At 54.3% G+C, this 21,224-nt stretch carries 21 protein-coding genes; 1 reads left to right on the top strand and 20 read right to left on the bottom strand.

Annotation, left to right across the window (positions count from 1 at the left end; translation table 11 throughout):
• Positions 1-350: 350 nt before the first annotated feature.
• The 12 genes from LIZ87_RS08415 to LIZ87_RS08360 all read right to left on the bottom strand — a co-directional run bounded on the left by LIZ87_RS08415 (position 351) and on the right by LIZ87_RS08360 (position 12,261).
• The gene (locus LIZ87_RS08415) at positions 351-848 is read right to left on the bottom strand and encodes a hypothetical protein (RefSeq protein WP_227146364.1); all 498 of its coding nucleotides are present in this window, start codon (positions 846-848) and stop codon (positions 351-353) included.
• 150 nt (positions 849-998) lie between these two features.
• Positions 999-2,384 (bottom strand): recombinase family protein, encoded by a 1,386-nt coding sequence (locus LIZ87_RS08410; RefSeq protein ID WP_227146362.1) that lies wholly within the window; start codon positions 2,382-2,384, stop codon positions 999-1,001.
• A gap of 101 nt (positions 2,385-2,485) precedes the next feature.
• The gene (locus LIZ87_RS08405) at positions 2,486-2,908 is read right to left on the bottom strand and encodes a recombinase family protein (protein ID WP_227146359.1); all 423 of its coding nucleotides are present in this window, start codon (positions 2,906-2,908) and stop codon (positions 2,486-2,488) included.
• The gene (locus LIZ87_RS08400) at positions 2,901-4,526 is read right to left on the bottom strand and encodes a recombinase family protein (RefSeq protein WP_227146356.1); all 1,626 of its coding nucleotides are present in this window, start codon (positions 4,524-4,526) and stop codon (positions 2,901-2,903) included. The genes LIZ87_RS08405 and LIZ87_RS08400 overlap by 8 nt, the downstream gene beginning before the upstream one ends.
• Complete coding sequence (locus LIZ87_RS08395) at positions 4,519-6,231, bottom strand: recombinase family protein (RefSeq protein WP_227146353.1); 1,713 nt, start codon at positions 6,229-6,231, stop codon at positions 4,519-4,521. Before LIZ87_RS08395 ends, LIZ87_RS08400 begins: the two co-directional genes overlap by 8 nt.
• 14 nt (positions 6,232-6,245) lie before the next feature.
• Entirely contained in the window at positions 6,246-7,880 is a 1,635-nt protein-coding gene (locus LIZ87_RS08390; RefSeq protein WP_227146351.1) for a recombinase family protein, read from the bottom strand.
• A 100-nt stretch (positions 7,881-7,980) separates the two neighbouring features.
• Positions 7,981-8,229, bottom strand: coding sequence for a DUF6870 family protein (locus LIZ87_RS08385; RefSeq protein WP_227146349.1), 249 nt, complete (start codon positions 8,227-8,229; stop codon positions 7,981-7,983).
• A 186-nt stretch (positions 8,230-8,415) separates the two neighbouring features.
• On the bottom strand, positions 8,416-9,321 hold the full coding sequence (locus LIZ87_RS08380; protein ID WP_227146347.1) for a radical SAM protein: 906 nt from the start codon (positions 9,319-9,321) through the stop codon (positions 8,416-8,418).
• A 67-nt stretch (positions 9,322-9,388) separates the two neighbouring features.
• Entirely contained in the window at positions 9,389-10,168 is a 780-nt protein-coding gene (locus LIZ87_RS08375; protein ID WP_227146344.1) for a DUF6551 family protein, read from the bottom strand.
• Entirely contained in the window at positions 10,165-11,088 is a 924-nt protein-coding gene (locus tag LIZ87_RS08370; protein ID WP_227146342.1) for a hypothetical protein, read from the bottom strand. The genes LIZ87_RS08375 and LIZ87_RS08370 overlap by 4 nt, the downstream gene beginning before the upstream one ends.
• The gene (locus tag LIZ87_RS08365) at positions 11,088-11,561 is read right to left on the bottom strand and encodes a type II toxin-antitoxin system PemK/MazF family toxin (protein WP_319638574.1); all 474 of its coding nucleotides are present in this window, start codon (positions 11,559-11,561) and stop codon (positions 11,088-11,090) included. The genes LIZ87_RS08370 and LIZ87_RS08365 overlap by 1 nt, the downstream gene beginning before the upstream one ends.
• A 415-nt stretch (positions 11,562-11,976) precedes the next feature.
• On the bottom strand, positions 11,977-12,261 hold the full coding sequence (locus LIZ87_RS08360; RefSeq protein WP_161930639.1) for a helix-turn-helix domain-containing protein: 285 nt from the start codon (positions 12,259-12,261) through the stop codon (positions 11,977-11,979).
• A gap of 498 nt (positions 12,262-12,759) precedes the next feature.
• Between LIZ87_RS08360 and LIZ87_RS08355 the strand changes: the two genes are divergently transcribed.
• Positions 12,760-13,119 carry a helix-turn-helix transcriptional regulator gene (locus LIZ87_RS08355; RefSeq protein ID WP_227146340.1) on the top strand — a complete coding sequence of 120 codons (360 nt, stop codon included), beginning with the start codon at positions 12,760-12,762 and terminating at the stop codon, positions 13,117-13,119.
• Positions 13,120-13,183: 64 nt separating this feature from the next.
• On the opposite strand, the gene LIZ87_RS08350 is transcribed toward LIZ87_RS08355, so the two are convergent.
• The 8 genes from LIZ87_RS08350 to LIZ87_RS08315 all read right to left on the bottom strand — a co-directional run bounded on the left by LIZ87_RS08350 (position 13,184) and on the right by LIZ87_RS08315 (position 21,207).
• The gene (locus LIZ87_RS08350; RefSeq protein WP_154465351.1) at positions 13,184-13,360 is read right to left on the bottom strand and encodes a cysteine-rich KTR domain-containing protein; all 177 of its coding nucleotides are present in this window, start codon (positions 13,358-13,360) and stop codon (positions 13,184-13,186) included.
• 80 nt (positions 13,361-13,440) lie between these two features.
• The gene (locus tag LIZ87_RS08345; RefSeq protein ID WP_074661661.1) at positions 13,441-14,364 is read right to left on the bottom strand and encodes a hypothetical protein; all 924 of its coding nucleotides are present in this window, start codon (positions 14,362-14,364) and stop codon (positions 13,441-13,443) included.
• Positions 14,365-14,368: 4 nt separating this feature from the next.
• On the bottom strand, positions 14,369-14,857 hold the full coding sequence (locus tag LIZ87_RS08340) for a DUF6935 domain-containing protein (protein WP_227146337.1): 489 nt from the start codon (positions 14,855-14,857) through the stop codon (positions 14,369-14,371).
• Between the two features lie 18 nt (positions 14,858-14,875).
• Positions 14,876-15,613, bottom strand: a complete 738-nt coding sequence (locus LIZ87_RS08335) for a hypothetical protein (RefSeq protein ID WP_227146334.1) — start codon at positions 15,611-15,613, stop codon at positions 14,876-14,878.
• Between the two features lie 333 nt (positions 15,614-15,946).
• The gene (locus LIZ87_RS08330; protein ID WP_227146332.1) at positions 15,947-17,545 is read right to left on the bottom strand and encodes a hypothetical protein; all 1,599 of its coding nucleotides are present in this window, start codon (positions 17,543-17,545) and stop codon (positions 15,947-15,949) included.
• A gap of 23 nt (positions 17,546-17,568) precedes the next feature.
• On the bottom strand, positions 17,569-18,735 hold the full coding sequence (locus LIZ87_RS08325) for a hypothetical protein (RefSeq protein ID WP_227146329.1): 1,167 nt from the start codon (positions 18,733-18,735) through the stop codon (positions 17,569-17,571).
• A gap of 14 nt (positions 18,736-18,749) precedes the next feature.
• Complete coding sequence (locus LIZ87_RS08320) at positions 18,750-20,078, bottom strand: TPM domain-containing protein (RefSeq protein ID WP_177991333.1); 1,329 nt, start codon at positions 20,076-20,078, stop codon at positions 18,750-18,752.
• A 16-nt stretch (positions 20,079-20,094) separates the two neighbouring features.
• Complete coding sequence (locus tag LIZ87_RS08315; protein ID WP_227146327.1) at positions 20,095-21,207, bottom strand: hypothetical protein; 1,113 nt, start codon at positions 21,205-21,207, stop codon at positions 20,095-20,097.
• Positions 21,208-21,224: the final 17 nt, after the last annotated feature.

Below are 21,224 nucleotides of genomic sequence, written 5' to 3'. Positions count from 1 at the left end.
GTAGCCTCCCTCTGGAACCCATTGAAAACACTGGCTTTAACGCTATACAAAAATGTGTTTTGTGTTCTTTTTTACCTGATTTCTGATAGCGCTGTCACCAGTTCCCTGATACTTTCATTCTACTATCTGCCATATCTTTTTTCAAATACCTGCACCGCATGGATGGCATATGCCTGCGGAGCATGTCAGCCATCATTCCTTTTCTTCCTTATAATGTTATAAAAACTCCCACAAAAGCGGAAGTCTCAAAAAGTTTTGAAGTATGAATGAAAAGGTTATAACTGCAAGAGCCAGCAGGATCTCGCCTGCCGGCCCTATGTACATTTTTACATAATAGAATTCTGTTTTTATTATACATTTTCCATCTCTTCACATATTTCCTTCATACTTTCTCTTAAACAGAATTCCTCATTAATCTTTGTAATAACAAGAATCATAATCTTTAGCAGTCTAACATAATCTACAAATTGTGTCTTTTCGTTTTCTGGATAAGTGCTATGTGCATACTTGTTACGCAAATCAAGTCCATTACTATAAGAGGATTTATTCAACTCATAATTAAGATAATCCTGTTCCGGTTCTGAGAAAAGGCTATTTCCTAATCTCAACTCACCATTCCTGATCCATTCATCAATTATTTTTTTCAATTCATCATCATAGTATTGAGGACAAATCACATCATGATCATATAAGTCTTTGAAAATAAAAACTTTAGGCCCATTTAATTTCAAGTAACTATCTGGTTGCTCTATCACTATCCCCCTTTCAATAAGCCAACGAATATTCTTTTGTTGATGTTCAAAAAAATCAGAAAACAATATATTCTCTTGGATCAGCAAATCACACAAACGTTTGTATCTGCTTTTGGTTTTCTCTATATAATATAAATGACTTTGGTCAGAAAACAGAAAAAACTGCTCATTTTGAATATCATTGCTATTTCCATATGATTAGCTCCTATTAGGAAAACACACTGTCAAAGGGGTATGTAGCGGGGGTTAGCCCGCTACTGCGGGTTTTGTGGTGTTGATTTCAATGTATTCTGCGATGCGTCTAAATTCATCCGCAAACTTAAATCTCACACTAATGTTTCCATTCTCATAAACCTTGATATGATCGATCAGCTCAACGAGAAGTTCTCGGGAAAGCTGGTCGATATTTTGATGTTTTGTAAAGGCCACCAGTGCAGGATGTTCACTCTTTACACCGTTTGCCAGTTCCGCCCGTTCAGCGTTCAGCCGGGTCAGTACATCCGTAAGAGCGATGGTCTGTCGCTCATAATCGGCCTTCATATCCCGGTAGTCCTGCTGGGTAATTTCCCCGTCTTTCCAGTCTTGATAAAGGGACTGCTTGTAGCGGCTGATTTTTGCCAGTTCCCGCTCTTTCGCAGCAATCAGTTCTTCCAAACGGATGGACTGGCTCTTTTTGACCGGGGCGGTGTTAATGCGGGCAATCATTTCCGAGTATGAAACAGCCAGATGGACTTGCTGTTGTACCGCAAAGAGGACAGCGGCCTCCAGACGGTTATGCTTGATTGAGTGCATTGTGCAGGCTGTCCGGGAGCGGTTCTTGTAGGTGGAGCAGGCATAGTACACATTATTGTTGTTGCCTACGCTCCGGGTAATTGCCCGCCCGCAGTCAGCACATTTCAGAAAACCGCTGAACAGGTGGACTTCCCGGCCTTTTGGAGAAGTACGGGTATCCCGCTGTAAAAGGGCCTGTACCTTATCAAAGGTTTCATAATCAATGATTGCCTCATGCGTACCAGCTACTTCCACCCATTCTTCACGGGGAACGCTTTCAACCTCGTGTACCTTATAGCTTTTTACCCGACTGCGGCCCTGCGCCAAATCCCCGGTATAGGTGGGGTTCGTCAGAATGGAGTGGATCATACGGGCTCCCCACATAGGATCGTCATATCCTCTTGTTGAAACGGGTATGCCCTTTTGCAGTTTATAAGCCGAGGGGCTGGGCACGCCGTGTTCATTCAGATACAAAGCGATGGCCCGTTTCGATGTCCCTTTTAGGAACAAAGAGAAAATAAGTTTGACGATTTCAGCGGCATCGGGATCGATGATTAACCGGTGCTTGTCCTTTGGGTGCTTCACATATCCATAAGGAGCAAATGCGCCGATGTACTGACCGTTGCGCCGCTTGTAGTCAAATACCTGGCGAATTTTCTTTGAGGTCTGGTAGCAGTATTGATCGTTCATCACATTTGTAATCGGGACGATAATACTGGAAACGCTGTCCGGGTTGAGATAGCTGTCCACATTTTCAGCAAGACTGATAAAACGGACACCCATCTGAACAAACAGGTTATCAATCAGACTTCCCGCATCGCTGTAATTTCTTGCAAAACGGGAAAGGTCTCTTTGTGTCAACTAAACACCAAATTTTTTACGGATGCCGGAGGCGGTTGTTGGCCTTTCTTTTGAAAGACCGCCTCCGGCATCCGCTTTATGCGAAAGGGAAAACTCACTCGTCAAATGGCCCCGTCCTGCATAGCCTGCTTTGCCCGCAGGAGCCGCCCCACTTCCCGGTTGGAAAGTTCACCGTTCAGGCAGACGACCTTCACATTATGTTTCCCCAGCCAGCCAACATATTCGAGCGTGTTCCAGATGTCGCGCCCCAGCCTTGTGGCGTTCAGGACAAGCAGGATGTCCATCTCCCCCCGGAGGACGGCATTGGTGATCTCAGCCATTCCAGAGCGGACCATTGTTGTGCCGGTTTCCTGCTTGGCGGTGCAGCCCACGACCTCATAGTGGTTATCCTTGGCAAAGGCCGTAAGTTCTTCCTGTTGCCTCCTCAGTGCAAAGGCGTTCGGTTCCGCCGTCCGGCAGTATATCCACGCCCTGGGCGCTCTTGCGACCCGCATATAGACCGCAACATTTCTCGGTTTATCCATTATGTCTTTCCTCCTCTTTGGTATTAGAATGGCCTCCAAACACATCCCGGAACTTCCATACGATCTCGATCTCGGTAGGGGAGGACACCAGCACTTCCTTGATGAATGTCTGCGCCAGTTCCGCCGTCAGTTCCGTAGCCCCGGCAAAGGAAGTGAACACATCATCCTCCTGCGCCTTATCCTGAAAGGCCAGATGCTCCAGTTCAGACAAAAGCTGTTCCTGTTTGTCCTGCTCGGCACTGGCGGCGGCGAGTTTGCTGTCAATGTCCGCCCGCTGTCTCAGGTAGGCATCCTTTGTCAGCGTACCGCCGCTGTAATCCTCATAGGCCCTGAACTTCTCCTGCCTGTACCGTTCCTGCTGCTGTTCCAGCTTTTGAAGCTCCGCGACACAGGCGGCGATACGCTCCTTGCGGGTCAGCATCAAAGAGGACTTCTGTTTTTTCTGTTCCTGGCACATCTCCAGCATCTGCATGACTGCCCGGAACACGATGCCCTCGATCTCTTTCTCGGAGAACAGCTTTCCCTTTGGGCAACCGCTGGCATCGTCCGCCCTGCTCTTGGTGCATCGGTAGTAATATCCGGCTGAACTGTGAACACGGCTCAATGTCCGATGGCAGTTTCCGCATTTGAGAAGCCCTTTCAGCGGATACTCCTGCGGCGTCCCTTTTGCCCGCTTCGGTCTCTGCCGGATGATCTCCTGCACCCTGTCAAAGTCCGCCTTGCTGATGATGGCGTCATGCGCCCCTTCATAGATGATCCAGTCCGCCTTATCCTGCGGGACTGTCCGCTTTTCATGGAGGCTGGCCTTGTATCGCTTGCGCCCCACCAGCGCCCCGGTGTATTCGTACTGGTGGAGTATGTTCAGCACCGAGGCCGCCGTCCAGCCGTTCTTTTCGGAGGCTTTACGGAACCGTCCGCTCCCCGGATTTTTCTGCCGGAAGTAGGCGCCGGGGGTAAGGATGCCCTCGCTGTTCAGTCTGCGGGCAATATCTGTATTGCCAACGCCCTGCAAAGCCATGTCGAAGATGCGCCGCACCACCGCCGCAGAGTCCTCGTCTATCACCAGTTTGTTCCGGACCGTGGGATGGAACCGAAAGCCATAGGGAGCAAAGCTGCCTATGTATTTGCCCTGCTTCATCATGATGATCTTCGCCGTGGTGGTCTTGACGGACAGGTCCTTACTGTACGCCTCATAGATGATGTTCCGCAGGACCACATCCATGCCGGAGGTCACGCCCTTGTAATCATCGCTGTCGTAGCCGTCATTGACGGAGATATAGCGGGCGCCCAAAAAAGGAAAGACGCACTCCAGGTAGTTGCCCATCTGCGTATAGTCCCGGTGGCATCTGGAAAAATCCTTTGTCACCATCACATTGATGGCCCCGGTGCGTAGCTCCTTCATAAGCGCCTGGAACTGCGGACGGTTTGTGTTGGTCCCGGTGTACCCATCGTCCACGAACTCCGTCCGGGGAGCAGCTTTCAGTTGGGGGTGGCGGTCCAGAAACTGATGGATCAACTCCCGTTGGTTGCCAACGCTGTCGCTCTCGGCCTTTCCGCCCCCGGTATCTTCATCCGCCAGCGAAAGCCGGATATAAATGCCCACCCGGTAATCAGTCATCGCCGCCCGCCTCCTTTATCTGTTCCACGCATTCCAGCATGGCGTAAAATACATCATTGTAGTTAAACACGACCTCGATACGGCCCCCGCCGTAGACAAGTACCTTCTCGATTATCGCGTCTACGACCTCCTGCGTCAATCCTGTCATCCCGGCAACGCCCCGCATCATGGTGAGCCATTTGTTGTCCGGGGAGATGGACTCCAAGAAACGCTCCCGGCGCTCCACAGCCTCGTCCAGCAGGCGGTTCAGGGCTTCGTACTGCTCCTCATAGGTCTGCTTGGCAAAGGCGTATTCCTCCTCGTTCAGGATGCCCTCGACATAGCTCTCATACAGCCCCGCCCGTTTCTTTTTCAGGGCGTTCAGCCGGAGCTTGACGCTTGCCACCGCCGCCTTGTGCTTCTCCCGGACGCTGGCCTCGCCGGAGCCGCCCCGCATGGCAAGCAGGAGCTTCTCATAATCGAGCGCCACCTGAAGCTGGTCCCGGATGGCGTTGAACACCTTCTCGTTGAGGGCGTCCTGCCGCATGGCGTGTTTGAAGCAGGTCCCATGCCCCCGCCGCACATGGGTACTGCAATCATAGACCCCACGGAACACAACGCCCTTGCACTGGATACGCTGCCGTTTGTAGTACATCCGCTTGCCGCAGTCGGCGCAGAATATCTTCCCGGCAAAGAGGTCGATCATGCCCGCCCGGATGTCCGCCGACCACTCCATAGCCGTCTCCCGGTGGGCGCTGTCCTCCCGCATCTGCCGCTCCACCGCCTCAAAATCCGAGGCGGAGACGATGGGCGGGTGTGCGTCAGGGACTACGATCCACTTGTCCGTTTCGGTGACGTGCTTTTTCAGCCCCTTGTAGAGCGCCGTCTCGGACTTCCCGCAGACCATCTCCCCGATGTACGCCCGGTTTTGCAGGATGCCCCGGATGGTGGAGGGACACCAGCCCTCGCCCTGGATGTTATCGCCGTTCCGGGTGCCGGCCCTGCGCTTGTGTCGCTCCGGGCTTTCTATGCCCTCCGCTTTCAGCCGCTCAACGATGGTGTAGACCGATACCTCCCGCAACTTCCACTCAAATATCTGCCGGACAACAGCGGCGGCGTCCTCATCCACCACATAGGCGGTCTTATCCCCGTTCCAGAGGTAGCCGTAGGGGAGGTTGCGGTTGCGGAACCTCCCCGTCTCCATCTGCGCCCGGAGCGCCGTGGAGACCTTCTTGGAGATGTCCCGCGAGTACATGGCGTTCACCAGGTTTTGCAGGCTCACCGACAGGGACTCCATCGCGTTGCCGCAGGTGAAGTTATCGAAGTTCTCCTTCACGGAGATGAACCGCGTCCCCAGCGCCGGGAATATCTTCTCCAGATAACTGCCGGTCTCCACATAGTCGCGCCCGAACCTGCTGAGATCGCGGACCACGATGCACTGTATCTTCCCCGTCCGCACATCGTCCATCAGGCGGTTCCACGCCGGACGGTCGAACACGGTCCCCGTCCTGCCGTTGTCCGAGTAGACCTCCGTGAGCCGGAGGTGGGGGCATCCGTCCAGATAGTCCTCGCAGACGGCGATCTGGTTTTGCAGGGAGTTCCCGTCATCGTCCTTGCCGCTGTTCTCCACCGAGAGGCGGGCATAGATGGCGGTGGGGAGCGCCGCTGCCTCCTTTTTGACTTCTGCCACAGGCTGGGCCTGTGCTTTTCTGCTCTTTCGTGCCATTTTCTCTCTCCCTCTCAGCCCACTGCCGGAAGCGGGCAGTCCTTGTAGTTTTTCGCCGTCTCCATCGCCCTGGCGAACTCATCCCGATACCGAAAGACGATCTCCACCTTTTTGTCCTCATAGATGAGTATCCTGTCCACCAGAGCCAGCAGGAGGCGGCGGTCAAGCTCCTGCACGTTCTCATACTGTGCAAAGACCTGTACCCATGCCCGGTTCTGGCTGCCCATCGCGGCGGCGTCCTGCTGTTCCCGTTTCAGCCGCTTCAAAGCCTCCTGCATCTCCTCGATCAGCCCCCGGTAGTTCTCCCGGAAGTCGGTGTACTCCGCCTTGTTGATGATGCCCTCCACGAAGTTCTCATAGAGGCCCAGCTCCAGCTTTTTGTACCGCTGTATCTCCTCCTCCAGCCGGGTCATCTGCGCCTCATAGCTGAACACCCTGCGGTCCCGCTGGGGGAGGCTGTCGATGAAGCACAGCACCTTATCCAGGTGAAGCACCACCTCGATCTGGTCGTGGATGGCGTGGAACACGATGTCCGCCAGCTTCGCCTCGCTGAAGGAGTGGGGGCTGCACTGGTGGGTGCGCTTGTTGTTGCCGCAGTTGTAGTAGACATACGCCTTGCCCTTTGCCTTATGGGTCTTGCGGATCATAGCCCCCTCGCAGTCCCCGCAGAACAGGTAGCCGGAGAACAGGTCGTGTTTGTCGCTGTCCCCGGCACAGCGCATATCCCGGCGCATCAGCTCCGCCACCGCCTCGAAGTCGGTACAGGAGATGATCGGCTCGTGGGCGTTCTCTATCCGCACCCAGTCCGCCTCGTCCTTGGGGCGCGTCACCCGTACCTTGTGGTTCGGCGTCCCCCGCCGCCCCTGGATGAGTACCCCGGTGTAGACGATGTTGGAGAGTATCCGCTTCACGGTCACATACTCCCACTCCGGCCGCTCCTTCGTGCGGAAGGCCGTCTCGAAGCGGACGCCCTGCATCCGCTTGTACTCCATCGGCGTGGGGATGCCGCTGGTGTTGAGCCTCCGGGCAATTTTCAGGATAGGGAAACCGTCCTTATACATCCCGAAGATCATGGACACGACCTCTGCGGCGTCATCGTCCACCAGCAGGCGGTTCTTGTCCTGCGGGGCTTTCCGATACCCGAAGGGGACGAAGCTGCCCACATACTCGCCCTTCTTGCGCTTGACCTCCAGGCTGGTGCGTATCTTGATGGATATGTCCCGGCAGTAGATGTCATTTACCAGGTTTTTGAAAGGAAGAGTGATGACATCGGTACTGCTTCCGGGCGCCATGCTGTCGTAGTTGTCGTTGATGGCGATATAGCGGATGCCCATCGCCGGGAAAATTTTCTCCAGGTAGTTCCCGGCATCGATATAGTTCCGTGAGAACCTGCTGAGGTCCTTGCTGACGGCGCAGTCGATACGCCCGGAACGCATATCCTGGATCATCCTCTGAAAGCCGGGACGGTCTGTGTTGCTACCGGTCTCACCGTCATCAATGTAGGTGTCCACCAGCTCCAGGTCGTCGTGGTTTTCTATGTAAGCCAGACAGATGGCCCGCTGGCTCTGGATGCTGTTGGACTCCATACGGTCAGCATCCTCTCTGGATAACCGGGCGTAGATCCCGGTTTTATAAATCTTTTGGGGCATAGGGAGCCTCCTCTCCTTTTTAGTCAGCCAGCCCCGCCCCCGGCGGGGTACCCGGCTCTGCAAAAATCATAGCGCCGGGTCCCCAAAATACACAAGGATGTCAGGCCCCGGCAAGGTAAAGGGAGTTGATGCGCTCCTCAATGCTCTCGCCCCTGTCCGCAAAGCTCAACTTCACGACCACCCCGCCGTCCAGATAGACATAGGGATTGCCGAGCTGCTCGATCCACGCCCGGATGCGCTCCTCGGTGGGGGCCTCCGGGTCGATACGGACCGTACTGCGGTCACGGAGCGCCGTCTTATCCACCTTGCGGAGGTCAACATCCTTCATCGCTCTCATTGTTTCGGTCATGGCAAACCTCCGATCCTCCGAAAAAAGCCCGATGCCCGAAAAGGCTTTCCACCCTCCGGGCATTGCGGCCTATGGTCCCTTTCAACATCTTATGGGTGGGACAAACCTTTGTAGAACAGGGAAAAGCGCCCGCCCCGGAGGGCAGACGCTTCTCCCAGATTTTCAAAACTTCCTCAGCAATGCGTCTTATCCATCCCCGCCCAGCTTCTTCACCGGCTCATAGTCCGCAAAATGCTCCACGGTACGGAAAATCCTCTTGTTGTTCACCCACCGTTGGAGATGCCGGGTGATGGGCGGCGCCGTGGGCCGTTCATAGACCATGACATAGGGGTCATACCCCATGCGGCGCAGGGTGTCCACCCGGTAGAGGTCCTGCTCATGGGTGCTGTTGTAGTTCGTCAGCACATAGACCCGCTTGCGCCGGAAGTCCCTGATCTTGGACAGCTCCGAAAACCGCTGAAAACGGCCAGTCAGGTCAACATTGGGATTATCCCATGCGAAATGAACGGTTTTTGTGCGGACTTTATTCAGAAGCGCCACATTGTCCGGCGTGATGAGGCGGATGTCCAGCCCCTGGGAGAAGTCCACCAGGGCGCGGCTGTCGGCAAGCTGTCCGATCAGCCGCTCATGGTCGGGACAGGCCAGCAGATTGGCGTCCATCAGTTTGATCTCCCCCTGCCCGTCCCAGAACTCAGAGAGGTCTGCCACATGAACGCTTTTTGCGCCCTCCTTCCCGGACACCGCGCAGAAGCCACAGCGGTTCGGGCATCCCCTTGTCAAAAAGCCGTAGGCCGTATCCGGGAACTGCGGATAGAGGCCGTAGTCAGGGCGGGTATGCTCTACGGCGTCCGGCAAATTTGGCCCCGGACCGTAGCCGGTGCCGCCACAGACCAGCTCATCGGCATTGGTGACGGTGATCCTGTCCTTGGAGTAGGTGTCCGTGAACACCCGGCTCTTATAAACAAGGTCATACCGCCCATCTGGTGTCCACCACTCCACATCGTCCCCCTGGGCCTTGTGGTAGGCGGACAGCTTCATCAGGCACAGGTTCGGCCACCGATGGCTGTCCACATCAATAAGCCCGATCTTCAAAAGCCCACCTCCTTGTGGAATAGCAAAGAGCGCCCGCCCCGGAGGGCAGACGCTCCCATCATCTGTCTCAGAACTTCATGGGCAGGGCGGTCTTTGCGCTGGAGCCATTGTAGATGCGGTACACCTGGTAGAGATACCGCTTGTATCCCGGCAGGCTCGTCATGGCCCGGCCTTCCCGGAAGATCACTACCGGGTCAACCTGGCGCAGCCGCGTCACCAGCCGCCTGCGGCTATACTCCCCGTGATAGAGGTACACGAACTCTACCACGCCCTGCACCGTCTCCGCCCGGAGGGAGTCCGGGTCGCCCTTCCATGCGTCCACGATGGCCTGCATCGCCTCCCGGTACACCCCGTCACCGACCTTCTGGAACAGGCCGAAAGCGGTGCTGATGCAGGCCAGCCGCTTCGCGCCCCTGGTCTGCTTATAGTCCACGCAGAGGCCCACGGCCTCCGTTGCTTTCAGGAACGCCATAGCATCCTCATCCCCGCCGAAGATGAGCGCCCGGAACCTCGCCCCGGCGGTCAGGCTGGCGGACGCCCCCGTCTGCTGGGCGAACAGCAGCGCCTCATCGCTCTCGGTCAGGCCGTAGAACACCTTGCAGCGGATGGGCAGGTCCCGCCCGCCATTGAGCAGTTTCCGGGCGGCGATGGTGTGCTGGCCGTCGAACACATAGTAGCGGCCGTCCCGGCAGCTCACCTTCGGCTCGTTGGCGATGCGCTCATCGAACTCGGCGGCGATCCTGCGAACCCGGTCCTCGTTCAAAGTGCGCTGGTAAGTAGTGCGGGGGATCACCAGCTCCCGGCTGTCCAGCACGACTTCCCGGCAAAAGAGATTTTTCGTGTTCATTCTGTGTGTCCTCCCTCAATCTTTGAGATATATTGTTTCATTGTCTGCATGATACGGATGACCTCCTGCTTATAGCGGTCATCCGATAAGAGCCTTGGGTACTCCTGGAAGAAATGGTCACATAGCTCGGTGAACGAGACGACCTCCGCCTCTATGGAATGGAGCAGGGACTCCTCCGTGGTTGGCACCTTGGGTCGTTCCATCTCTGCCGATATTTCCCGTATCTGCTTCAGCGTAGACTGCTTGGTACTTGCCGGTTCGGACTTGTGGTAAACGGGTTGGGGCTTTTCAGGTTCCTGCTTTGTACTGCCTTTTGGCTTTTTCAGTGCGGCGGCAAGCTGGGGGCGCGCTGACCGCTCTGCCTTTGCAACGGCGGCTACCGCTGTCTCCGTGGGCTTGATTGTTCCCGTGAGTATCTCCTGTTTGATGCCGGGAAGGGCTTCTTCGGCGGCATCCACCCCCTGCGCGTACCAGCCAGCCCGCATAACATAGCTTTCACTGGTACTGGTGTCATTCGCTATTTGGGCGCGGGTTTTGTGGGATGAGGGCAACGGTTCATTTTGAACCGTTGCTACCCGTTCGCCACCATGCGCCATCTTCTCCGCCTCATACCGCTGTCCGATCAGGTATTTCTTCTGCTGGGGTGTCAAGTTGCGCCTGCCAAGCTGGTTCTTGCATATCCACGAAAGAGCCTCATAACGGTTGGTAAAGGACAGCTTATGGACTGCGTAGGTCAACTCCGGGTGTTTCTGGATGATCTCATAGCGGTTATGGCCGTCCAGGATCGTACCGTCCCAAACGATGAGCGGCGAAAAGACCGCCCCGTCAGACAGGATGTTCTCCTCCAGCAGGGTGAACTCATCCTCTGTCAGCGGCGGTATCTTGTCCCGGAACTCCGGGTCGATGATGAGCCTGTCCATCAGGACACCTCCGTTCCCACAATGGGAGCATAGTCCTTATCAAGCCCGACACTTACCAATAGGGCGGCGTTGACCCGCCTCATCTGTTCTCTGGTGAGCCTGCCCACATAGCTCAGCACCCGCCGCTTGTCGATGGTGCGGACAACCTCCGACATAAAGAGGGACGGCGCAAGCCCCTGGGCATCATCCAGCACCACATGGGTCGGCTGCTTGGGTTTCTTAAAGGTCCTTCTGGTCACGGCAATCACAATGATGGTCGGGGAGTGGTAGTTGCCCGTGTCGTTCTGGATGACCAGTACTGGGCGGATGCCGCCCTGCTCATGGCCGGTCACCGGGTCCAGGTCGGCGTAGTAGACCTCGCCGCGGTGGAAATCGTGAAAATTACGTTCCATATGGATACCTCCTTCTACTGGTATGTAAAGGAGCGACCCAGCGCGGCAAATGCCGTCTCCAGACCGCCCCTCAAATTTCATAAAGCGTGTTTTTGATCCCTATTTGTCCCCGACACCCCGGAATCACGGGAATCATCAGGCTCGTCAGCTTGCGAAGCTGCTCTCATAGGCGTCTAACCTCCCCGCCTTCTTTGTGGCCGGGCCGCGAGTTACGGAAGTATCATGATCGCTGTCCGTTGTCATCGCCAAACCAAGAGCAACTTGGCATTTTCAGTCGGATGGATCGCTCCTCCCGGAACCGGGGATCGTGGCGCTCCGCTGTGCAGGCTATTCCAGACAGTAACGTGGTCTTGTCTCCAAGACTTCCTGATGACTGCATATTCAGTTTTCAAAGTCCACATCAGCGGGTCGCCCCGGCTGATGGTTTAAGTTTAGTGGAAAACGGGCGGTATTCTTATGGCGCAGGAGTACCACTCGCTGATACTCTTTGTATCAGTTAAAGACTATCCCGTAGGCTCTCCAGAGTGTGGATAGCAGCTTCAAGCTCTCCCCGCAGTTCTTTTTCCGTGATTTTTCCAAGTACCAGATAATCCAAGCTGGCGTTAAAAAACATCGCAAACTCGGTCAGGACATCCAAAGAGCAACTGCGCTGTCCAGTCTCAATCTTGGCCATATGGACTGTGCTGAGGTTCAGCCTTTCAGCTAACTGTTCCTGTGTAAGTCCTTTATCCTTACGGAGTTTCTGAATCCTTTTCCCGGTATTAAGCGCGTTGTAATGCATAGCATAAATCTCCATTTCATTTGTGAGTTTCAGAACGGATAGCCGTTTCAAATTGTCTGATTTACAAGATTTGGAGATTATGGAAAGCGGGCATAATACCAGCAGTGCTTGCCCACAAAAACACCTTCATTCGTTTCGGAGAATGGAGGTGTTTTCTGAGAACAGCTAAAAATGGCAGTATACTCCACCCCGCAGTCCTGGAAAATTGGTCTCCATTCCAGATTGCAACTGTCCTGCTCATTGGAAAGCTGTTCGATATTCAATTAGCTGTCATAAGGGATGAGCCACCGTGATCAAATGGTGCGCCAAACAACAGCAGGAATGAGTTAGTATTTATAAGTCAAATTTGTTGCAATAAAATTCTGATATATCTGCGTGGTTCATTCTAATGAACCACCACACTTCAAGAATGGTGCTTTGTAATGTATCATTTAATGGCTATACAATGAATTTCACTCAAAGATGGTATATTGTAAAATACCTTTGAGGTGACATACAATGTATGAATTTTCCCGCCCTCTTGGCGATACCATTAAGAAAGCCCGAAAAAGCAAGGGGCTTTCCCAACGCAAAGTAGCTGATATGGCAGATATTGAAGTCCGAACGGTTATGCATATCGAAAACTATGAAGACAACCCCAAAATGGTGGCGCTCTATGCGTTGATCCGTGCCCTTGAAATTGACCCGCGGGAGATTTTTTACCCAGAGCAAAACTGTGATGCGCCCACTGTGGAGCAACTGGGTTTGCTGATCGCCCAGTGCAGTGAGCAGGAAGCTCAAATCCTTCTTCCCGCAGTCAGAGCCATCTTATCGGCCATTCGGAATCAAAGTGATCTTCTGGTCGGTGCGATTACATAAAATAAAAACGGAGAGACTGCGCCCCTATAAAGAGGAAGCAGGCTCTCCGCTTAAAGCGTCTGGCTCATTTGCTCATAACCATTTTCAATTGTACAATATCAACACGAAATTCTTTTTTGCACTGCGGACAATAAAGAGGAAATCTGATAAGGATCGTATCCTCATTTACCTTGGTTTTTGTTTTAGCCCCGCAGATTGGACAATGCACCCAATGGGAGCTTTGTTGTTCCTGCTCTTTCATGGACAACACCGCCTATTCATAGGAATGCTTTCGATATGTTTTTTTGCTGCCATCCCAATTTTTTAGACATCAGGGCGGTCTCATATCCGCCTGTAGTAAGCAAGAGAAGCCCCTGAATTGCCGTTCTTTTCAAAAGAGAAGTATAATTCCAGCGTATCAGGATCGGTGATGGCAACGAAATACGAGACCCCTTCCTCCTCACATAGTAGCTGAACAGACCAGGCCTCGTTGGGACAGCCGTAGTACAACAGTTCATCCAAGAATTTGACCTCCATATTCCGCTCATGCGCCTCGTTTCCATTTTCATCCATTCTGTCAAAATCCGCAGTGAGATCCGTGGTTGGAATATTGCTGTCGTAGATGCGGGTAAAGCACAGCGTCGAGACAATGCCCTCATCCGCCGCACTGTACCGCCACCCCTCGACTTCTCCCTCGACCATCTGCCAGCTGCCCTCCAGATCGGACATGGCAAATTCCGCGCCCGGAATGGAAGGCTCACTACCCAACTCCAGCCATTCATCGTTGATCTGGTCATAGGTATAGATTGTGTCGCAGCTGACAGCGTAGTAAATTTCCTGCACAAAATGAGTTTCATGGTCAGTACCCAGGGAGATGATCCGGCAGTTCTGCCCGTTGACAGTCTCCTGAAGCCCTGTGTCCAGCATAACCATGCCAAGTTCGAGGTAATACCGGACAATCTCGGTTTCCCGCAGACGCTCAAATGCCTGCTCGGAGGCCGGATACTCCGCGCCCGAACCACTAACGGAAACTGCGGCAGCTTCCTTGTCAGATGGAGGAATCATATCTGGCTTACCATCCGGAACCGCACTGCTTTCGGAACTGTCTCGGTTCATATCACCCGTCTCCGTCTTGGATATTTCCGGCAGCTTCCCGCCGCTTCCGGCTGTTGGAAGCGGCTGTGCGGCATTATTTGCATCTTTGCAGGCAGTCAGGCTAAAAATCAGGAGAAGCGCCAGCAGGATGCCTATCCAGCATTGTTTCATATTCTCACCCCCAAGGATCGCATTCCGCGAGGGACCGTATCCCGCTGAGGATGCTGGAATACTCCCAGAGATACCACAGGCTGCCCTTTTGCCGGAGCTTGACCGGCCTGGGAGAATCCGCCCCCGCTGTTTTCAGGAATACCCGGATATACCCGGCTTCTATGTCCTGGGGACGTAGATCCGGAAGCACATTCAGTACATAGGGCTGTGCCGGGGTATAGTTGTTTTTAGGTGCCGCTCCCTCAAAGTAGGCCAGGGGCAGATAAGGCTTATCCCGCAGGCGGTCCCGGAGAAACTGGCTGTCGTAGGGAGTCATGGGTCTGGGACCCCGCAGCATATTCATTGCCTCCACCCCGGCATCCCTGTCCTTTATGTATAGCTGTAATGCACACAGGAACATGGCGCAGGTGTTTTCCGGCTTGGAAAGATCCATCTGCGGACACGTTTGGAATTCCTGCAAAGTAGCGGGGATCATGTTTAATGTGACTGGCATTTTTCTGTCTCCTTTCTTTCAAAAACGGCTAAAAATCTGCGTACTGGTGGTGTGGACTCCGTCTGTATCTTTGAGACGCACTTGAAGCAGCAGGGTATCCGCATCCAATACTGTGACGTAAAATTCTTCTTCTGCGTAATTCTGGTATATCGTCTCAACGCTGAACAGCTGGAGACGCCATGCCTCGTTCTCGCATCCCTCATAAATTGGGGTCTCCTGGTATTCCACCGCCATGGCCTGTGCCTCCCTGAGATAACCGGGATGCCACTCGTCATAATAGTCCACACCGTCCGGCTCAGTCTCGTCCCAAGAACTGTGAAAAGTCAATCTGCGGTCAATCTCCATTTCGCTGGCCGTGAAATTCCAGACCTCCGGATCCCCTTCTGTGACAGTCTCGCCGGAAACCATGCGCCATTGGCCGAACAGGTCCGCCATGCAGTATTCCCCGCCCTTGGCCGGCATGGGCTGCCGCTCCATCCAGAACTGGTCGCCCAAGAAATCCAGCATCAACTGGCCATCCGCCATATGGCCTTGGGCAAAAACCGTGTCTTCGTTTGTCCCGTCAGCTTCCGTACTCAGAAAAAAGCCACCGCTGCCATCCGAATACCAGAAGCAGTCCGGGCCGATTCCGAGCAGAAGGTGGTACACACCGATATAGTCAAAGCTCCGGGGCTTCCATTCCCGATACCGGGCACCGCCGCCCTCCAACAGGTACAGTTCTATAACCCAATCATCCTCCGGCAAAGTCCCTTCCATCGTCTGGCCTTCCTTTGCCATTATGTACCGTACAGCCTGCCAGCAGGTATTCGTCCACGGATCTTCAGTATCTTCCGGTTCCGAAGTGTTTTCGGGCAAGGCATCCGAATATGTGCTGCTCTCTTTATTGATAGGCGGCAGCGCACTGGATGGGCCGTTCTCACCCATTTTTCTCCCGTTTCTCCCACACGATGCCAGTACCAGCGGCAACAGCAGACAAAGCAACGCTGCCGCAAATCTACTGCTTCTCATATCTATCCTCCACGTCTTTTCATCCACTCGTTATACATTTAAGTTGCAAATGTTTTCGTTCGTGCGTATAACATCGGACGGTTACATCTCAAGGAAGAACAGCCGTCCGAAAACATCATCTATGACATCCTCCATATCTGCGTAGACCTCGTGCCACACGTCAAAGGCATAGAGATAGGTATAGCCATCCGCCTCCGTCATAAAGATTTTCCAGTGAAATGTGTGATCATTTTCACTTGTCGTATACGTCAAAATATAGACGGGGTGTCCCAATGCCTCACTGTAGCCGCTGTTCTTTTCGACAGAGAGATCTTCTGCCTCATACATCGTCAGATGCTCGATACTTTTTACTGCGTATTCTTCCATGGACACTCCATTCCTGCGGCCGCCTGGATAAGCGCAGTTTATGATCAATATGGAACCGTCCTGTGTCATATCCTCATAGTAATAGCCCCCATCAGGATAGTTTTCCGTTTGAAGGACAGTCATGTGGGTAAATGCGGGTCCTCCTGTGGTAAGCACATGAGGGTTGACGTTTGCTCCCTGTTCCATACCTCCATTGTCTCCGCCCTGGTCTTCGCCCTCAAATACAATGGCCCATCCTCCACATCCATCAATAAAAGGATCCCCTTGAACATGGGTCAATCTGAGTGAGGATGTGCCTGGCCCGTCCCCCCGCTCACAGATCCAAACGCCGCATATCTCATCATGGAGTTCTCCCGGACCATATTGTCCCCACAGATCGTTATCCTCAATGCCCTCTACAAGGCACAGCTCGAAAACCACGCACTCCGGCCCGAACTGGACCATCGCCTCATCCGGCCTGCTCCAGGTGCCTTCGTACAGAGCAATCGGTTCGCTGTTACCGCGGCCATAGCTGTAGGTAAGATTTCCCCCGCGCCCGATATTCAGGTTCAGGGAGATACCGCCTCCTAATTCCGCCGGAATCACGGCGGACCATATACCAATAAGGTCAGGATTATGATACATGGTAAAATCAAAAATTTCAGACGGGCCTGACAGCGAACCATCGTAGAGCCACAGAGAGGGCTGGTAACTCAGGCTTCTCCCTGTACTGTCCACAATCTCCACATCCAGGCTGGGCATAATATCGCTGAGGTTGCCCAAAAGGAGGATAGGATCCCCGCAGTCGCTGCGGTAGAGTACCTGGTCGCTTTCGCCAAGAAAATCGTTGTCCTCGTTGATGTCCCATGTATTGACCGCTGTGGAAGCTTTTGGGTCTGTAGGAACGATACAGTAGACCTCATATCCACCCTCCGGGTGGGCAATCCACCGTTCAGGCGGTATCTCCTTAATGAATGGATACGCATCCAGATATTGCTCCGCCTCCTCTGATGCCAGAAAGGCCGCAATATCTTCCCCAGGCTCCAGGGCGGCGCCCAAAAAAGCTACGGAACAGATACAGCCGTCCGCCTGCGCCCCTTCACGCAGGTCATCCAATACTTTCCCTCCTTCGACAGAAAGCCAGGCGGCTGCCCCTTCACTGGCGGCGGAACCGGATGCTCCGCCATCCTCTGTGGGGGTATTGATAGCTCCTTTACCGGGTATTTTCTTGTCCTGATCCAGGGGGCCGTTCCCTGGCGGAACCTGCTCCCTGCCGCAGGCGGTAAGGGACAGAATCAAAACGAATAAAAGTGCAAATATGCGTCTATATTTCATGCCATTGTTCCTTTCCGGTTTATTTATCCATAGGAGCGTATCAGCTCCATGGAACTCATGTCATTATCAAAGAAAGGCGGACGCATTCCGTTGTCCCTGTCCTGCTGGATATGCAGGTAGTCCCCGGACGGGTCAATCAGGACAGGAAAGACGCCGCTGGCATCGCTGGGAAGATTTCCTGCTCCCGTGGAGACAATTAGCTGTAGACAGTCATCCACCATCCGCCAGACGCCGGAATAGAGCAGTTGATATTCCTGCCCATCCTCGGACTGGCAATACAGTTCGGCAATGCCCGCATAGTCCAGATCACCGTCTCCGCCAAGCAGGTTCAGAGACCATCCATCGCACACCCAGCAGGTATCTGCCAGTCCTTCCTCCGTGGGCGGCACCCACCAGTCATCCCCTGTCGGTTCCCAGCCGTCCGGATCGCCCCAATAATCCAGACCCGTGACATTGCCAAAGAGGGTGAAGTCCATGACCAGGGGGGCATAGTCCTCGCCTGTGGGAACGATCATATCACCTCCAACCTCCACGTCCCATACCGGATACCATGTCACCAGACCTCCTGCGCCACCGCTGTCGCTGGCAATGATCTCTATATCCGGCTCATCCCGAAATTCCTCATAACCTACAAATACCAGCACCGGCTGGGCATACTCTTCCCGGTAGAGGACTTCATCCGATTCGGGCCAGACTCCGTTGCCCGTGGATTTCCATGTGACATGATTCACTGACAGGGTGGTCCTGTCGTCCCTCGGCACGATGCAGTAAAGGTCCCCATAGCCGGGACCCAGAATACGCACGGGCGGGATTGTCCGGATAAAAGGCATCTCCTCCATCAATCCGGGCGAGTTGTCCCACAGCCATTCTGTCAGGGAAGTGGTGTCATCCGCCCCCCTACAGCCAAGGTATGCTGCGGCTATTGCTGCCTGCGGTGCGTATTCCGCCATAAATTCCCGCAGCCAGGCCAGTGCCTCTTGCTCCGTTCCCTCGTCTGGTGCGGCAGACATATCCTTATCCGGCTGTCTGCCGTCGGCCAGCACTCGTTTGCCGGTACTTCCATCGGCTGGCATGGACGCTGCATCGCCGCTGCTGGTGTAGTCCTGCGGCTTACTGCCGCAGGCGGCGAGGCCAAACAGGAGCAGAAGCGCCAGAAGGGCGGACGCGGTCTGCGTTATCATTCTCCTCATGAATTTGTTCCTCCTTAGAATTTCCCGCTACGGCCCGAACCGCCGCCACCGCTGCAGCTACTACTGCTGCTACTGCTGCTCGAACTCTTCTGTTCGATCTTGGTACGGGTTTGGGTGGTGTGCGTGTAGCGGTCATAACTGTCTGCCAGGCGCAGCCCGCCAGGAACAATGTATTCGTTGGCCTGCGCGTTCTGCCGGACATTGTTCATCTTCCGTTTCAGCACCATGCAGACCGCCAGCGCCGCCAGACAGGACAAAAACGTCATCAATCCAATTCCCCACAAGGGGTTGGCCCGCACCGGATGCCCGGCATCCGCTTTGGCAAGATACTCATCGCAGGAGTCCAGGTAATGGGAAATGCCGCCATACCAGTCATCATTGCCAAAGTCGCCTAAAAAGCTCTCTTCCAGCTGTTCCTGTCCGTATTCGTTAAAGGCGTATCCGGCACTTTTACCGTAGACAAACATGGCGTAATCACGTTCCGCCATGCTCAGAAGGATCATGATGCCATCCCGCCCATCGCCCATTCCGAAGCTGTTTTGTTCGGAGTGATAGATCTGTGTGGTCACATCATAGACATCCCCGGAGCCAAAATCCTCATAGTCGTCCACAAGAACCACATAGACGCCGCAGCCGTGCCGCCGGGAAATGTCCCCGGCCCGCTGCTCCAGTTCCTCCCACTGGTCAAAGGGGAGCAGGTCGCTGATGTCAAAGATATAGTACATCGAGGTGCTGTCCGGTTCCTCCGCCTCCTGACCGGACGGCCCTCCAGTCATTTCATAGCCGCTGTCTCCCGGTGCGAAAAAGTCCGCCACGAATTCTTCCATAGCGTCCACTGCCTGGGAAAGCGCCACGGCGCTCATATCCATATCGCCAGACCATGCCCCAGGCTCCATGCCGGATTCCACTGACAAATAAGGCTCCACTGCTTTGGTAAGATCGTAAAGCCAATCCCCATAAAGCAGATTTTCATCCGTACCGCCCAGATAGACACACCAGTTATCTGCGGCCATTGTATAGGTGTCTCCGCAGGGCGTAAGCAGCAGGGTCAGCGTAATACCGGAGTGGTATTTTCCATAGCCATATTCATACTCTTCGTAAATACCTTCCGCTGCGTCAAGCACGGTATCATAATCACTTTCCGTCAGAATATCTACCCGCAGGTCAACACCATACCGCTCTGTGAGCGCGGGAAGCGTGACCTCTCCTGCATACCGCAGCGGTTCCGACCCTAACTGCCCTGTCTCATCGTAGATCACGCCGTAATCTTCCGCTGCCGCAGCCGGGATACAGAGGGTCAGCGCCAGTAGCACCGACAGCACAAAACTCGCAAATTTCTTCATATCCGATCCCCCTTATCTACAAAAGCGTGAACAAGACTGAGCTCAGCACCGACAGCGGCACAGCGATGGCGGCGAACAGCGCCCAGAATCTGCCGCGGCTCACGGGCAGCTCACCCACCAGCCTGCCAGTCTGGCCGTTCATGGCAAACAGAAAATCTTTTCCGTTCCACTTGGTATTAAGCATCCAGACCGGCATGAGCGCATAGTGGACTTTGCCGCGCTTGAGGGAAGTACTGCCCCCCTTGGACGTGCAGGTATTGTAGCCCTTCACGGTATCCCGCAGTGCGGCGGCCAGCGTGTTCTCGCAGCGTTTGTCAGCCCGCTCCCGGCTCTGTTCTACCGTCACATCAAACTTGTCAGCGAGAAAACCGGGCAGATATGCCGTGGAAAAGGGTTTCAGTTCTGTATAGTCATAGGGTTCAATGGAATCCATGTAGTCGTCCGGCATCTTGCTGGACGCATCCACCGGGACCTTTTCAAACGCGACGGAACCGGAACGGAAAACGTCATAATGTTCTGTCTCGGTGACCTCATAATCGCCGGAGCGGTAGGTACGGGAACGTGTGGCTGCATACCGGGCATCACCCTCCGCCTCGCCGTCAAACATCCAGAAAGGGACGTAAACCCCCTTGATCTCCTGGATGTGGTTCCCGGCGGTAAAGGATTTTGGCAGAAAAACCTTGCCCTTATAGTGCTTTTTAAGGGCCGCGACCGCATCCTCCTTGCTCAGCTTGAATGGAAGCACAAAATCGGGCCGCAGTGTACCGCCGAACTGCCCTGGCACTACGGTGGGGTTCCCGCAATAAGGACAGGATGTGGCGGCGGTACTTTCATCACAGATCAGCTCCGCTCCGCAGGAAGGGCAGTTATAGGCTTTCATCTCTGCGGCATCCGCGCCCCAGTCACCGCTCAGGCCGGAGGTGTCCCAGCCGTCATCTTCCGCGCCTTTGGTCTGAGCGTCCTCGTGGGCTTTCACGGCCTGTTCTTCTTTCTGCTGGTACAGCGCCTCTATCTCGGAGACCTCGTAGGCGCTCCCGCAGTAATCGCACTCCAGTTTCCCGGAGTCCCCGGCAAAGTGCAGCGGGCCTGTGCAGGCCGGACACTGGTAATTTGTTACTTGTGAAGGCATCCTTTATCTCTCCTCCT

Source organism: Lacrimispora sp. 210928-DFI.3.58, assembly GCF_020554865.1.
Lineage (GTDB): Bacteria > Bacillota > Clostridia > Lachnospirales > Lachnospiraceae > Enterocloster.
This window is presented reverse-complemented; position numbering and strand designations above follow the sequence as displayed.

Coding starts and splice junctions, on each gene's coding strand:
- LIZ87_RS08385 (WP_227146349.1), bottom strand. CDS start 8,229: ATGACCGAAACAATGAGAGCGATGAAGGATGTTGACCTCCGCAAGGTG.
- LIZ87_RS08375 (WP_227146344.1), bottom strand. CDS start 10,168: ATGAACACGAAAAATCTCTTTTGCCGGGAAGTCGTGCTGGACAGCCGG.
- LIZ87_RS08340 (WP_227146337.1), bottom strand. CDS start 14,857: ATGCCAGTCACATTAAACATGATCCCCGCTACTTTGCAGGAATTCCAA.
- LIZ87_RS08350 (WP_154465351.1), bottom strand. CDS start 13,360: ATGAAAGAGCAGGAACAACAAAGCTCCCATTGGGTGCATTGTCCAATC.
- LIZ87_RS08405 (WP_227146359.1), bottom strand. CDS start 2,908: ATGGATAAACCGAGAAATGTTGCGGTCTATATGCGGGTCGCAAGAGCG.
- LIZ87_RS08400 (WP_227146356.1), bottom strand. CDS start 4,526: ATGACTGATTACCGGGTGGGCATTTATATCCGGCTTTCGCTGGCGGAT.
- LIZ87_RS08360 (WP_161930639.1), bottom strand. CDS start 12,261: ATGCATTACAACGCGCTTAATACCGGGAAAAGGATTCAGAAACTCCGT.
- LIZ87_RS08370 (WP_227146342.1), bottom strand. CDS start 11,088: ATGGACAGGCTCATCATCGACCCGGAGTTCCGGGACAAGATACCGCCG.
- LIZ87_RS08320 (WP_177991333.1), bottom strand. CDS start 20,078: ATGAAGAAATTTGCGAGTTTTGTGCTGTCGGTGCTACTGGCGCTGACC.
- LIZ87_RS08325 (WP_227146329.1), bottom strand. CDS start 18,735: ATGAGGAGAATGATAACGCAGACCGCGTCCGCCCTTCTGGCGCTTCTG.
- LIZ87_RS08345 (WP_074661661.1), bottom strand. CDS start 14,364: ATGAAACAATGCTGGATAGGCATCCTGCTGGCGCTTCTCCTGATTTTT.
- LIZ87_RS08390 (WP_227146351.1), bottom strand. CDS start 7,880: ATGCCCCAAAAGATTTATAAAACCGGGATCTACGCCCGGTTATCCAGA.
- LIZ87_RS08355 (WP_227146340.1), top strand. CDS start 12,760: ATGTATGAATTTTCCCGCCCTCTTGGCGATACCATTAAGAAAGCCCGA.
- LIZ87_RS08335 (WP_227146334.1), bottom strand. CDS start 15,613: ATGGAAGGGACTTTGCCGGAGGATGATTGGGTTATAGAACTGTACCTG.
- LIZ87_RS08330 (WP_227146332.1), bottom strand. CDS start 17,545: ATGAAATATAGACGCATATTTGCACTTTTATTCGTTTTGATTCTGTCC.
- LIZ87_RS08315 (WP_227146327.1), bottom strand. CDS start 21,207: ATGCCTTCACAAGTAACAAATTACCAGTGTCCGGCCTGCACAGGCCCG.
- LIZ87_RS08395 (WP_227146353.1), bottom strand. CDS start 6,231: ATGGCACGAAAGAGCAGAAAAGCACAGGCCCAGCCTGTGGCAGAAGTC.
- LIZ87_RS08365 (WP_319638574.1), bottom strand. CDS start 11,561: ATGAAATTTGAGGGGCGGTCTGGAGACGGCATTTGCCGCGCTGGGTCG.